Source organism: Sphaerospermopsis sp. LEGE 00249, assembly GCF_014299995.1.
GTDB lineage: Bacteria > Cyanobacteriota > Cyanobacteriia > Cyanobacteriales > Nostocaceae > Sphaerospermopsis > Sphaerospermopsis kisseleviana.
The window spans coordinates 13,666-27,845 of the sequence record NZ_JACJUZ010000072.1 but is presented as its reverse complement, the minus strand read 5'-3'; the positions used below and the strand labels follow the sequence as shown (position 1 = coordinate 27,845).

The window sequence follows — 14,180 nt, the reverse complement described above, 5'->3', positions numbered from 1 at the left end:
AATGCTTCGCCCTGACAGGAAAATAACCTGTGATCAAAATTGAGAATTGATCGCCCGAATGCTTCGCCCTGACAGGAAAATAACCTGTGATCAAAATTGAGAATTGATCGCCCGAATGCTTCGCCCTGACAGGAAAATAACCTGTGATCAAAATTGAGAATTGATCGCCCGAATGCTTCGCCCTGACAGGAAAATAACCTGTGATCAAAATTGAGAATTGATCGCCCGAATGCTTCGCCCTGACAGGAAAATAACCTGTGATCAAAATTGAGAATTGATCGCCCGAATGCTTCGCCCTGACAGGAAAATAACCTGTGATCAAAATTGAGAATTGATCGCCCGAATGCTTCGCCCTGACAGGAAAATAACCTGTGATCAAAATTGAGAATTGATCGCCCGAATGCTTCGCCCTTACAGGAAAATAACCTGTGATCAAAATTGAGAATTGATCGCCCGAATGCTTCACCCTGACAGGAAAATAACCTGTGATCAAAATTGAGAATTGATCGCCCGAATGCTTCGCCCTTACAGGAAAATAACCTGTGATCAAAATTGAGAATTGATCGCCCGAATGCTTCACCCTTACAGGAAAATAACCTGTGGTCAAAATTGAGAATTGATCGCCCGAATGCTGATGCTTCCAGCACGCTTCGCGAACGCCCTCATTAATAAAGGTTAGGGTTTAGTTTGAGCTTGCTCTGCTCCTGTATAACCAGTTACTAGCCATAGTATAGCTCTAACTCCATCGCGGATAGCTTTTTCGATAGGTTCTGGTGCGGTTTTTGAGGGAACAGATACCGCCTTAAATTCAATACCTCGACTACCCAAAACAATCTCACCAATTACACAAGCACGGCGCATATGAAAATCAGAAGTAATTAAATAAACGCTTTTGATACCCCTTGCTTGCAAATCATCTACCAACGTAGTAAAATTAGTAACTGTATCAACAGCCTCATAATCTAAATATAAACGCTTAGGATTAATTCCAGCTTTAACAAAGATTTCTTTCGTATAGCTAGGTGGACTACCACCAGTAATCCATATTGGTATATTGGGATGCTTTTTGGCAAATTCAGCGGTAAACTTCTCCCTTTCTAAACGTTTAGTAGAACCGCCCAAAACTAAGACTGCTTGTGGATGTACAAACTGATTTTGTATTTCTTTGTATCCCCACCATATAAACAGGGGTAGGATAAAAGACATAAACCGCAAAGATTTACCTTTAAACAATAGCTTTTTCAAGGCTGTGTAAGTGTGTTTGCGAACATCAAAATTTTATCTAAAAAATTTTATCTCAAAAATATTTACAGCTATTTTCAGGTAAATAAACCACATTTTGATTTAGGTTTCGCGTCAACAATGTAGGGGCGTTCGCGAAGCGTGCTGGAAGCATCAGCATTCGGATGATAGTCTTAGGTAAAAACCGATAATTAATTGTCCGAATGCTTCGCCCTTACTGTGGTCTAAAGAGATGAAAACTGCTGTAGATTAGGAAATTTGGGCAAAATAAACCCAAATCAGAACTTGGTAAGCTGATGTGCAGCTAAACTGTATAATTAAAAAACCTGAAGTTACAGTAGCACAAGGATCTTGCTTGTATTAATTATTCAAGTTAAAGGCACAACAGCTTAGATGCTTTGGTAGATGCTTATGTAGGGCTTGCTGAATAAACTCAAAACCTTGATAAATCAAGGGTTTCAGGTGGAAAATCAGGAAATCAGTGCAGGATTTTTCAGGGGTATACTCCTAAAAGCGTGCATTTTCCGGGTGAAATTTCAAAGAATTGGTTACTAACAGATCACCCAAACTCTTGCCTATTCCCTATTCCCTATTCCCTGCCTTAACGAAGAGACTTTTTCAGCAAACCCTATGTATAAAAGTATGTATCCACGATATAAATAGGATCGCTTTCTTCGATGCACTATCCTAACTTATATCAGACAATTTATCATAGGGGTTAAGACCCATTAATTGTTCAACTTTGTAGTTTAATGTAAATATACGGGACTGGTGCGACTTGAACGCACGGCCTGTCGCTTAGGAGGCGACCGCTCTATCCAACTGAGCTACAGCCCCAAATGAACAAACATCTACAATGATAGCAGTAGATTTAGTCAGAGTGCCAACTATTATCCCAACTACCACCACCTATTTCTAAACCACAAAGATTACTCTGTGCTTTGAAAGTAATTTGAGTTTTACAACTACTGAATTTTCGCAGTGTCAAGTCTAGCTTACCTTGCATCGTATCCCGGCAACAAATCGCTAAACCATTGCTGGTGGGTGCGCGTAGGGGTGTACCTGGTAAATCAGTAGTTCCTGTTAATTCCACCTCATAATGAGAATTTCTGGCTTGCATTTGCCATTTACCCCAAGGCTGAATTTGCCAGCTTACTTGTGAGTTCCAGGGAACAAATTCATAAAACTGCCCTTGATAATGGATACCAATCATGGCTACTGATTCCATCCACCATAATACACCACGTCTGCCACCACCAGCAGTTAAAGCTAAATCGGGTTCGTTGTCAAAACAATTACAATTGAGCCAAAACCATTTTTGAGGAAACGCACCACCCCAATTTTTTTCCCCGTAGGCTGGGGCGTTGGTAAATTCGTAAATTTTACCATTCCAATCGATCCAACCAGTAGCTAAACCGTGAGCCATTAAAATCTGCCAACCTGGTTCAAAAATCTGTGAAAAAGACAACCAGCCAGCGGTTGATTGCTGGATACTATTTTGATTACCCCAAGCATAAACAGGTTTAATTTCATACTGCCAACGGCAGTAATTACCCGTAGCAGGATCGGTGATTATGCCTTGATTTAAAGTAGCTGTAGCTTGATAACCTTCTTGAATATGGTGTGTAAAGTCACGGGGTAGGAGATAGCGAGGAGAAACTTTTAAGTTTGTTTTTCCCCAATGTCCTAAAGCTAACACATCTTGACTCGCCCAGAATTTGTTGACATCGGGAAATGTGCGACACAAATATTCATCATCTGGACCCAGGACTTGAGCAGCACCACCGCTATCAGGTTTCCCACCAATAGGATCTTCGATGGAATACATAAAAGCGAAGGTTTGCCCAATTTCCGGTAATGTAACGCGATAATACCAACCTTCAAAAAAACGGCGACTTGTACCGTCCCAATGGTAGCCGCTGTGAGGTGTTTGGGTTGAGTTGAGGAAGTTTTTGGGAATAATCAGCATGAATACAGTATACAGAAATCCTATTTGATTTTTGCGAAGTTGGGCAAACCTTGATCAATTGAAAATTGACAATTGAAAATTGACAATTTTTTCATTCAAGGCTTCCGCCGTGAGCGTTAGCCATACGGTTTAAACCCTTCCCTTGCAAGGGGAAAAATAAAAAATTCGCTTTTTCAAAGTTCCTTGTTTCCTATTCCCTAGTCCCTAAATTTTAAGCAATATTTCACAATTATTGCGAGATATTACAGAAAATCAACTTTAGTAAATATATCACACACAGTCAAAAATTCATGCTAGATTATTTTCATGGTACAGAAAGGTTAAAAGTTCAAACAAAAACAACTGAATTAGAGCCTGTACCTCCTGCTCTAATGTCATCGCAATCACGGTTAGGTTGTGGCTTCCAAGTGTTTTAGCCTTGATTTCATCAAGTTGTAATTGGAGGTTTTGAAACCCATAGCCAAAAATACCTGCCTAGTTGGAATGAAGGATGCACAATTCTGATTGGTAGATTGCGAATCGGGTCCACCTTAGTTGATGTAGTAAATTCGGATTTTCCCATTTTTTTGAATTATTTAGTTACAAACAAACCACTGTAATTTGCTGATGTCTCTCTGTCGCAACTTACGGTGGTTTATGGTTTGGGTAGCTTTCAATAATTGACAATTAACAATGAAGAATTGACAATTACCGCTTTGGTTAAAGTCAGAGGATTGAAAAAGCGGAATTTTTGAGAAAGCAGTGACGATTCATTTATTAGATGCGATCGCTACCATTGCGATTTTTACCCAAAATCCCCAATAGACCTCTCCACAATAGAATCTATTAATTTGTAATAAGCTGATGTGCAGCTAAACTGTATAATCAAAAAACCTGAAGTTACAGTAGCACAAGCATCTTGCTTGTATTAATTATTCAAGTTAAAGGCATAACAGCTTATGTTGTAGGGGCGAAGCTTATGGGCGATAATTTAACGGAAAAATCAGACATCTAGATATCCCATAAGCTTCACCCTGCCCCATAAATAAGTTCCATAATTTCTTTTCTGGAGAAGTCTAATAATTCTATTTTGCATCATCATGCAAGCTGTTTAATCTAAAAATATAGTTAAATATAGTTAAATATAGTTAAATATAGTTGTTTCTGTGCAGGGGAAGAAAAAATGAGGGTTTGGCTTGCCTGTTTCTTTGTATTATTTGCTTTGGCAGAATTTTTTGACTGGGTGAAACAATTATCTCTACCATTACCTATCTATATTTTAAGCGGAGCATTCTTAGCGGTTGTTTCCAACTACGATAAAATAGTCGGTTCTTATTTCAGTGATGTACAAGCAGAAATATTACCAGAACCATCGCATTTAGAAGCATCAACTCCATCAACTCCAACTCCATCAACTCCAATTTCATCAAGTCCAACTCCATCAACTCCAACTACATCAACCATTTCATCAACCATTTCATCAAATCCCATTGCTGTCACAATGTTAACTCCTATGGAAGAAGTAAACAAACCCTCACAGGAATAAATAAGAACATTCTATAGTTTTATTGTGCGTTACTAATCGCTAACATACCCTAAGAATCAAGTAGGTTGGGTTGCAATACTTTTCGGTTAACCCCAAAAAATAAAATTCTGTAGGTTGGGTTGAGGAACGAAACCCAACATTTATAAGCTTTTGTTGGGTTGCGCTATCGCTTAACCCAACCTACAAAAACTCTTAACCGAACAGTATTGGGTTGGGTTGAGGTAACGAAACCCAACATCTATATCAAACATTTATCCAAAAATTACTCACATTTCTATGCTTCAATTTCCCAATCTTCTATTTTCCAACCTTCAACTCTGGCAAATTCCTTAGTATTATGAGTCACCAAAATCAAATCATGAGACAATGCAATAGAAGCAATTAATAAATCATTATAACCAATGGGAGTACCAAGATTTGCTAACTGCGCCCGAATTTTACCAGCATTTAAAGCTGAAATATCATCTAAAGGTAAAGAAATAAATACTTATAAAAATCCCTTGACTTTTTCCCAAACTTGATCAGGATTATCACTTCTCATTGCACCATAAAATAACTCTAACTTGACAACTGAACAAACGGCAATATCTTCTAAGTAAGTATTTTCTAACTTGCGGCGAATAATCAAATCCTCATTTAGATATTTAATACATACATTTGTGTCTAACAAATATTTCATAACAATTTAAACTCCTCTAAATCATCAAAAACACCTTCAGAATCTATAGTTAAAGGAGTATCTTTTAAACATCCTGAAGTTTCGTCAAAAAAATTAGCAGGCCAACCTTTTCCTTTGGGTTTATTTTCCTGTTGAAAATCATCACTAGGTTTTAAAATAATAGTAATAGTTAAATCAGTATCACAAGTGTTGAATCCTGCAATAAAACTTTACAATCTTTTCGTTTTACCCAGGTAAAATCCATTGTCTATTGAGAATAGAGTCATTAATTGCTCAAATTTGGTATCACCAATACCAATGCACAACTTGGACAAAATCCTCAAAATCTTAACATTCAACACTTCTGAATCAGTATTAACAATATTTACAGGAATATCTAAATGTAATATTCCATCTTCACCAACATAAGAACTTAAAGTTATTGTTTCCATAGCAATTACATGGAGTGATTTTTACTAAGATATATCTAATTATACATCAGATATTTTAAATTGCCACATTGAACATCGTAGTTATAGGTGATATAGCCTTTCCCAGTCTAATGAAGTACAAAATTATCTGCGTTTATCTGCGTCCATCTGCGTTCAATTATTACTGCTTGTAACTCACTTGAAGGATAATTTTCGCTCAACTAACAAAAATAGTAAGTAGCGACTGTCTTGAATGTCATTTCCTAATGATCAGATTTTAAGATCCCAACATATATAACATACCCAATAGATATCTCCAGAAAAGAAATTATGGAACCTATTTATGGGGGCAGGGCGAAGCATTTGGAATATATAGATGTCTGATTTTTCCGTTAAATTATCGCCCAAATGCTTCGCCCCTACAACTTATGACAAATTAATACATTATTAATACATTATATTTTGGAGAGGTCTAATATACCCAGAACCCCGACTTCTTTAAGAAGTCGGGGTTCTAAAGTAAGACTAAATACTCATTAACGACAAAGTTTTTTGGCTATACCAGGCCAATTTTGATCACCTTTTTGAATATTTCCAGGAATGTCTTTTTCCCAGCGTTTTTGAGTGTCTAAATTAACATTTAAGTACAGCTTACCGTTGACAATTTTCCAGGCATTAGGATCAATAGGTGCAGTATATCCTCTACTGACAGCCCAAGCACAAAATCCTCCATATTGAGGAGCATATTTTTCAGGATTTTTAATAAATAAGTCACGGTTTTCGGCTGTGGAAAATCGCCAATTTACATCCTGCCATTTGTGGGTAAAATTACTATTACCTGGAATGGCTTTTCCTTGTTGAAAATAAGCAACGGCATCAAAACCTTTTAAAACAAAAGAGTCTTGGACATTAAACACTTTACTAGCGAGTTTTAAAGGGGCATTAGCGAAGGCTGGAAGTTAGGGTTGCCTTGGTAGAATCAGAACTACAACCAGAGGCTAATCCTACTATGAATATTGAGGATGTGACAAAAGCGAGAAAGTGCCGGTGATTCATAGAAATGTTTATTTTTTTGATGACAGTATTAGAAATTTGTGACGAAAGCGAGAAAGTGCCGATCATTCATATATCATCAATCCCTAAGAAATTCTCGGCCATTTACCTATCCATTCGCCACCGCGAAAACACCACCGGGGAAATAATAACCGCATGACTACCCAAGCAGATAAGTAAACTGCTAACCACACTAAACCATAATGTGAAATAAATCTGGTTAGGTGAAATTCGGTTTTAGGAATATGAGGTAAACCGATATTGGCAATTATTAAACCTAGAAATACCCCTTCTATAACTCCTGCATAAAGTTGAAATATTCCTGGCCAGTCGTGGTCCCAGAGATATTTTTGCAGAAAATCGTATAGGATATCCCAAGCTATGCCAAATAAACCTACATAAAAGACGACCCAAAAGTAAACTAAGTTGGAAGCAATGCCTAAATATCCTTGATAAAAAAGCAGGGAAACTAACATTCCCTCTGTTGCTAATAACAAAATTCGCGTTTGCCAGCGTCCGAATAAAGTTGGAGTCATAATGTTGTTAGAAGTGTGGTTAGAAGTGTTGTTAGAAATGCTGTTATAAGTGTTGTTAGAAATAATGTAAATTAAGGTTTTTGAAAGCAATTAAGGCTTTTGATTCAATGCCCATTTTAACCATTGCCAAAGGGAATAAATTCCTTCAATATAGCGGACTCCTGGAGCTTTTACAGCCGCCAAAGCCTCGATAGAACGATGGGCAGCATATTGTAGTCCAAATACATCTTTACCGCGAGGGGTGTAAGTATCTGCATAAACAGGTTCGGCGAAAACTTGCCACAAAAATCTTAAAGCTGAACCAACTTGTCCAGAAAAGAAGGATCTCCAAGCATCTCTTAAAGCATATCCTGGCCACCCCCAAATATTATCAGGACAGGAATCTGAACCAGAACGAATCCGTTTATGTCGGGGAATTTGACAGTTTCTCAGTAGGCTTTCATAGCGTTTATAAGGTTTGTCTTGAACACTCAAAACTTTAATATTTTCTGGTTTAACTCCCGCAATTCTCAACATATCCACCCAAACAAAACTGCCCATTCCTCCCCCACAGGCCACATATTCTGTTTCTCTGACTAAAACACCACTGCGACGAATAGCTTCTAAGGAAACTTTTTCTGCATTCCAAAACTTGAAATTATAAGGAAAACCTGCGGGTTGACTAGGTAGAGCGTTAGGAGTTTGCTGTTCTAAAGCATCTGTATAAGGATTAAAGATGATAGTTGATGGAGAATCTGGTGATTTCTGCACCCTAGATGCAGGAATAATCTCAGATTGGGGGTTAAAAATTGTGGACGTATTTTCAAATACAGACGTACTTTCAAATACAATGGTAGCATCGTCATCGCTCTGGAGGATAACGGTAATAGTGTAATTACCTATTCCCAGTATATCCCCACTTTTTAACGTCCGACGTTCTTTAAGTAGTTTTTGACCGTTGATTCTAGTACCATTGGTACTTTTGTCTTCTATATACAGCTGATTGTTTTCTAAGGTAATTTGAGCATGAAACTGAGAAATTTCTCTATTAGAGTCTAATAAAACTACAGGAGAAACGGTTTCACCATTGATAACCGCAGGAAGTTGGGTCATTTTTCGTCCGATAGCTACTGACAGGTTAAAAACCTGTTCTTCTTGCTCCTGTGTCAGTTTATTTTCGGAAATCAGTTTGATTTGCATGGTTTCAATTTTAGCTTTTAGAACTTGATATCATATTACACATCTTGTGAAAATTATGGTAGGGACAATTCATGAATTGTCTCTAAAACAGGTTTCAAGTTATACAGATTTAATGACTACAAGAGGTCTATTGATAATACAAAAGTTCTGATCTCTAATCAGCCACAGTATTGAAAGTTGAAGGAAGCAAATTCTGACGTAGAATGTATAATCTACCCGGTCTTAGCCCGGAGAGTGTCAACAAACTAGGTTATTTCCACAGTGATTAATGAAATTTTAGTAAAAATCCGTGCTGTTCTCCTGCAAGATCAACGTTCACCTTTAACTTTTAGTGTCCCTAATTTCCTATCAATTATTCTGTTTAGTAGTCTAGTAGTGACAAGTTTAATATGGGTAATAAGTGAAATCAAATGGTTACAAAATAGTGAGTTAAGCATTTATGATCAGATGTTGCGTTCGCGCCCTCCAGAACCTCCTGATAACAGAATTTTATTAGTGACAATTACTCAAGAGGATCTGAACAGGGAAAAATGGCCTTTATCCGATCAAACTATTAATAAATTACTAAAAAAATTAGAGTCTTATCAACCCCGTGTCATTGGGTTAAATATTTATCGCCATGAACAAAAAAATTTAGCTGCTAATCTCAAAAAGCCAAATCAAATTATTGCCACTTGTTTATTAAGTAATATTGATAGATCAGAAGTTGCCCCACCTGCCAATTTTCCTATAGATAACATCGGTTTTGATGATGTAGTGACCGATAACGCAGTTGATCAAGTTATCCGTCGTGGTTTATTATTTGTTGATTATACAACAAAAGATCATCAATGTAAAACTAGATTTTCCTTTGCTGCTTTATTAGCTATTATTTATTTAGAAAAACAAGGTATTGAATATAGTTTTACTGAAAAACAAGAATTACAAATAGGTAAAACTATATTTCCCCGCTTATATAAAGACGCAGGTAATTATCAAGATACAGATGACGATGGCTATCAAATTTTATTAAATTACCGTCACCCGAATAACCTAGCCCAACAAGTTACTCTCACACAAGTTCTCACAGATCAAGTTAACCCCAATTGGGTAAAAGATCGCTTAGTAATTATTGGAACTACTGCCGCTAGTGTACATCCTGGTTACTATACACCTTATAGCAATTTATCAGACCAACCAGCGAGAATGCCTCGTGTTTTTATTCATGCCCAAATAGCCAGCCAAATTATTAGTGCAGTTCTCGATAATAGACCTATAATATATTACTTTCCAGATACTTATGAATGGTTATGGATTTGGATTTGTTCTATTGTAGGTGCTATTGTAGCAAGGCAATGGCGACATCCTTTACTATTAATAATAGTAGAATTTTTTATTATTGTTAGTATTGTAGGAATTGCGGCTGGTTTGTATTTGCAAGCAATATGGATACCTTTATTTACTCCTTCTTTAGCTTTAGTTATTACTAGTGTTGCTGTCATGGGTTACACGACTTATCAAACTCAAAAACAAAGTCAAGCTATTCTGCTGCAAGTTGAAAAACAACAAGAAGCTATTGCTCAAATCAGCTTAATATTGGATCAATCGACACAACTGCCATCGGATTTTAACAACTTTGATTTTTCAGAAATATCAACATTCAAAACTGATGATTTACTTTTAGCAGGGCGTTATAAAATCTTAAATACCCTTGCTTCTGGTGGTTTTGGATGTACTTATTTAGCAGAAGATACACAACAAAAAGGTAATCCTATTTGTGTAGTTAAACAATTAATGCCCGCCCGTAGAGATACAAGATTTATGGAAGTTGCCCGCAGATTATTTAACACGGAAGCGGAAATTTTAGCAGTTGTCGGTAAACATGATCAAATTCCTGAATTTTTTGCTTCTTTTGAAGAGAATAAAGAATTTTATTTAGTTCAAGAATATATTTCTGGACATACTTTAAGTGAAGAATTACCCCCAGAAACAGGTGTGAAAAGTGAAAAATTTGTTGTAGATATGCTGACGGAAATTTTAGAAATTTTAGTTTTTATCCATCAACGCCGTGTAATTCATCGGGATATTAAACCTACAAATATTATCAGACGTACTCAAGATAATCGCTTGGTGTTAATAGATTTTGGTGCTGTCAAATTAATTCAACCACGAATAGAAGGAGAAACGGAATTAGCTACTGTTGCTATCGGCACAAGAGGTTATTCACCACCAGAACAATTTGCCGGTCATCCCCGCTTATGTAGTGATATTTATGCTTTAGGTATGATTGGGATTCAAGCTATTACAGGTATACCTCCCCAAGAACTACCAGCAAATCCTGAAACTGGTAATATTATGTGGCGAAACAGAACTAATGTTAGCGATGAATTAGCAAGGATTTTAGATAAAATGGTTTGTTATCATTTTGGCGATCGCTATCAGTCTGCTACCTCAGTTATTCAAGATTTGAAGTCATTAATAATTCGTAATTCGTAATTCGTAATTGGCAGCATTCCAAATGTGTAAATTTATTTTTATCTATGGAAATAATATGCCCCAAGACTTAATATGATTGAACCGCAAAGGGCGCAAAGGACACAAAGTTAAGAGAGTTTAAGAGATTTTTAGTGTTGCTGTGGTTATTTTTTGAAAATTGGGATGCTGCCTCGTAATTCGTAATTATGAATTACTACTTTGTATATAGTATAAATTATTACTGATACTTGTGCTTATGTAAATCTTGTCTAAGTCTTATATATATTATATATATAATGCAAATTTTTACATTAAACTATGCAAATAATACATAAGTAAATTTCTATGTTTACGATTAGAAACTAAAATGAATATTATTTTTTTTGTTAAGGTTCTCCCAAAAGGAAATTTGAGTAACTTTCACAACATAGATAGTATCAAAAAAAACGTTACTTAAATAAGTAATGTGAGGTAATTCGGTGCATAGGAACAAAAACAAGTGTTGAAGAAATTTGTGATGATTGGGGTTTTAACCCTATGTTTGTTAGTATTCCCACTCATGGGTAATGCCTTAGCCCAAGGAACAAATACACCAACTGCTCCTGATACTGGAGATACGGCATTTGTGCTGATCTCATCGGCACTGGTATTGTTGATGACACCTGGATTAGCATTTTTTTATGGTGGCTTTGTGCGATCGCGCAATATCCTCAACACCTTAATGATGAGTTTTGTGTTGATGGCCATTGTCGGAGTCACCTGGGTTTTGTGGGGTTATAGTTTGTCCTTTGCTCCTGGTTTACCCTTCATCGGTGGCTTACAGTGGTTAGGGTTAAACGGTGTCGGTTTAGAAACAAGCGGATATTTGCAAGGTTCAGCCCCGGAAGAAATAGTTTCTTATGCGGGAACAATACCCCATCAAGCATACATGATTTATCAAGCCATGTTTGCAATTATTACTCCAGCCTTAATTTCTGGGGCGATCGCCGAACGGATGAGTTTCCGCGCTTATTGCTTATTTGTGCTATTGTGGTCAACCTTTATCTACACACCCCTAGCCCATGCAGTCTGGGCAAAAGGTGGATTTTTGGGCTTATACGGTGGTTTAGGCGCTCTTGATTTTGCTGGTGGCACAGTAGTACATATTAGTTCAGGAGTTTCTGCACTGGTAGCAGCCATAGTTCTCGGACCTCGGAAAAACCACCCAGATCGTCTCAGTCCACCCCATAACGTCCCCTTCATTTTATTGGGTGCTGGCTTACTTTGGTTTGGCTGGTTTGGCTTTAACGCTGGTAGCGCCTTATCTGCGGGTAGTATTGCCACAGTAGCCTTCGTTGCTACCAACACATCAGCCGCCGCAGGTGCGTTAATGTGGCTAATTTTAGAAGCAACCCTGAGAGGAAAACCCACCGCCGTAGGTGCTGCTACAGGTGCAGTAGCCGGTTTAGTTGGTATTACTCCCGCCGCAGGATTTGTCACACCCTTAGCAGCAATATTAATAGGTTTTATTACTTCTCTTGTTTGCTTTTATGCTGTAAGCTTCAAGCACAAATTGAATGTAGATGATGCCTTAGACACCTATCCTGTACATGGTGTGGGTGGAACATTAGGAGCAATTTTAACCGCCATCTTTGCTAGTACCGAAGTCAACCCAAGCGGGAAAGATGGGCTATTACGTGGTAATTTTGGGGAAATATTTGTAGAATTGGCAGCGATCGCCATAGCTTATATCATCGCGGCTGCTGGTACATGGATCATCCTCAAATTTATTGATGCTACCATTGGTCTGCGTGTAAAAGAGGAAGCAGAAAACCAAGGTTTAGATATCCACGAACACGGAGAAGAAGGTTATAACTCCGAGTTTGGCGATCGCATTAACGTTTATAGTGATAGGTGATAGGTGATAGGTGATTGGTGATTGGTGACTGGTGACTGGGCTATTAATCTTCCCCATCTCCCCATCATTCCACCACCCCTGTTTACTCAACAATTGGTTATTTTTTATTTGCAAGTCCGTGAGATCCCCAGCTTCTTAAAGAATTTGGGGACTTTATCATTTAAGATTCAAAAGCAAAATTACTAAATTTTTGTAAACTTGATGTAAATTGAACTTACTCGGCATTAACTGACCACAGAATAAATTTTCAAGGTTAAATTTTGAATTTTTAATTTTTTAATCGTGTCCACTTCCGCAAAACCATTTCCAATCTGGGGATTTTTCTTACTGGTGACAAATGGTATCCTGATGTTAGCCATCATTTTACTGATTTGGCGACAGCAGAAATTGACCACTGCCTTTGCAACTAGCACTCCCCCACAACCAGTCAACCTCAACCCTCAAAACCAAGCTTTCATACCAGAGTTAGGACCACGTCATAAACTAAATTATCAACAATGGCTAAAAATTCTTAAACAAGAAGCCAAAGTAGCAGCCGAAAAACCGCCAGAAAAATTAACCATATTAGCTGGAGACTCTTTAAGTTTATGGTTTCCACCTGATTTATTGCCAGAAGGCAAAAATTGGTTAAATCAGGGAATTTCTGGTGAAACTAGCGAAGGATTATTAAAAAGATTAGAGTTATTTGACCGTACCAAACCAGAAGTCATTTTAATCATGATTGGCATTAATGACATGATTCGCGGCGTAGGTGATGAAGAAATTTTAGCCAATCAAAAACAAATCATCCGTTATCTACGGAAAAAGCACCCCAAAGCCAAAATTGTTCTACAGTCGATTTTGCCACATGGGGGAGAAGAAGCAACTTGGGAAGGACGGGAAAAACTATTAGCTATTCCTAACAGTCGTATTCGCAAGTTAAATGAGGAACTAGAAAAAATAGCGAATCAACAAAGAATTAAATATGTCAACTTACATCCCTTGTTCACTGACAAGCAAGGTGATCTGCGTCGAGAATTTAGCACCGACGGTTTACACCTTAATCCCCAAGGTTACACAGTCTGGCGCACTGCATTGCAGATTTACAATGAACAGGGAATAGGGAACAGGTGACAGGTGACAGTGAAGAAAGCAGGGGTGCAGGGGGCAGGGTGCAAGGGGACAATATTAGCTTTTGCCTATTGCCTATTCCCTTCTATTCCCTGTTCCCTATTCCCTATTCCCTATTCCCTTCTT

General features: G+C 37.6%; 10 protein-coding genes, 1 tRNA gene and 2 pseudogenes. 4 read left to right on the top strand and 9 right to left on the bottom strand.

What is annotated here, in order from left to right; translation table 11 throughout:
• From H5968_RS20250 to H5968_RS20235, 4 genes are all read right to left on the bottom strand, one after another.
• The coding region (locus H5968_RS20250; protein WP_187041395.1) for a hypothetical protein at positions 1–607 on the bottom strand (607 nt) is incomplete at its 3' end.
• Positions 608–675: 68 nt separating this feature from the next.
• Positions 676–1,206: a YdcF family protein gene (locus tag H5968_RS20245; RefSeq protein ID WP_187041394.1), complete on the bottom strand. Its 531-nt coding sequence runs from the start codon at positions 1,204–1,206 to the stop codon at positions 676–678.
• Positions 1,207–2,005: 799 nt separating this feature from the next.
• A tRNA-Arg gene (locus H5968_RS20240) sits at positions 2,006–2,079 on the bottom strand.
• 34 nt (positions 2,080–2,113) lie between these two features.
• On the bottom strand, positions 2,114–3,211 hold the full coding sequence (locus H5968_RS20235) for a tocopherol cyclase family protein (protein WP_187041393.1): 1,098 nt from the start codon (positions 3,209–3,211) through the stop codon (positions 2,114–2,116).
• Between the two features lie 1,162 nt (positions 3,212–4,373).
• Between H5968_RS20235 and H5968_RS25860 the strand changes: the two are divergent.
• Positions 4,374–4,622, top strand: a pseudogene (locus H5968_RS25860) (hypothetical protein); the annotation flags it as partial.
• A gap of 388 nt (positions 4,623–5,010) precedes the next feature.
• On the opposite strand, the pseudogene H5968_RS20225 reads toward H5968_RS25860, so the two are convergent.
• From H5968_RS20225 to H5968_RS20205, 5 genes and pseudogenes are all read right to left on the bottom strand, one after another.
• A pseudogene (locus H5968_RS20225) lies at positions 5,011–5,415 on the bottom strand (type II toxin-antitoxin system VapC family toxin).
• A 209-nt stretch (positions 5,416–5,624) separates the two neighbouring features.
• The gene (locus H5968_RS20220; RefSeq protein ID WP_187041397.1) at positions 5,625–5,846 is read right to left on the bottom strand and encodes a hypothetical protein; all 222 of its coding nucleotides are present in this window, start codon (positions 5,844–5,846) and stop codon (positions 5,625–5,627) included.
• A gap of 515 nt (positions 5,847–6,361) precedes the next feature.
• A complete protein-coding gene (locus tag H5968_RS20215) occupies positions 6,362–6,742 on the bottom strand; it encodes a YHS domain-containing (seleno)protein (protein WP_255427206.1) in 381 nt (126 codons plus the stop codon).
• 222 nt (positions 6,743–6,964) lie between these two features.
• A complete protein-coding gene (locus H5968_RS20210) occupies positions 6,965–7,414 on the bottom strand; it encodes a hypothetical protein (RefSeq protein ID WP_187041396.1) in 450 nt (149 codons plus the stop codon).
• A gap of 90 nt (positions 7,415–7,504) precedes the next feature.
• Positions 7,505–8,593: an FHA domain-containing protein gene (locus H5968_RS20205; RefSeq protein WP_255427205.1), complete on the bottom strand. Its 1,089-nt coding sequence runs from the start codon at positions 8,591–8,593 to the stop codon at positions 7,505–7,507.
• A gap of 261 nt (positions 8,594–8,854) precedes the next feature.
• Between H5968_RS20205 and H5968_RS20200 the strand changes: the two genes are divergently transcribed.
• The 3 genes from H5968_RS20200 (at position 8,855) to H5968_RS20190 (ending at position 14,057) form a co-directional block, all read left to right on the top strand.
• Positions 8,855–11,068, top strand: a complete 2,214-nt coding sequence (locus H5968_RS20200) for a CHASE2 domain-containing serine/threonine-protein kinase (protein ID WP_187041391.1) — start codon at positions 8,855–8,857, stop codon at positions 11,066–11,068.
• A gap of 496 nt (positions 11,069–11,564) precedes the next feature.
• Positions 11,565–12,944 (top strand): ammonium transporter, encoded by a 1,380-nt coding sequence (locus H5968_RS20195; RefSeq protein ID WP_304944934.1) that lies wholly within the window; start codon positions 11,565–11,567, stop codon positions 12,942–12,944.
• A gap of 282 nt (positions 12,945–13,226) precedes the next feature.
• The gene (locus tag H5968_RS20190; protein ID WP_187041389.1) at positions 13,227–14,057 is read left to right on the top strand and encodes an SGNH/GDSL hydrolase family protein; all 831 of its coding nucleotides are present in this window, start codon (positions 13,227–13,229) and stop codon (positions 14,055–14,057) included.
• Positions 14,058–14,180 lie beyond the last annotated feature (123 nt).

Coding starts and splice junctions, on each gene's coding strand:
- H5968_RS20245 (WP_187041394.1), bottom strand. CDS start 1,206: ATGTCTTTTATCCTACCCCTGTTTATATGGTGGGGATACAAAGAAATA.
- H5968_RS20235 (WP_187041393.1), bottom strand. CDS start 3,211: ATGCTGATTATTCCCAAAAACTTCCTCAACTCAACCCAAACACCTCAC.
- H5968_RS20220 (WP_187041397.1), bottom strand. CDS start 5,846: ATGGAAACAATAACTTTAAGTTCTTATGTTGGTGAAGATGGAATATTA.
- H5968_RS20210 (WP_187041396.1), bottom strand. CDS start 7,414: ATGACTCCAACTTTATTCGGACGCTGGCAAACGCGAATTTTGTTATTA.
- H5968_RS20205 (WP_255427205.1), bottom strand. CDS start 8,593: ATGCAAATCAAACTGATTTCCGAAAATAAACTGACACAGGAGCAAGAA.
- H5968_RS20195 (WP_304944934.1), top strand. CDS start 11,565: ATGATTGGGGTTTTAACCCTATGTTTGTTAGTATTCCCACTCATGGGT.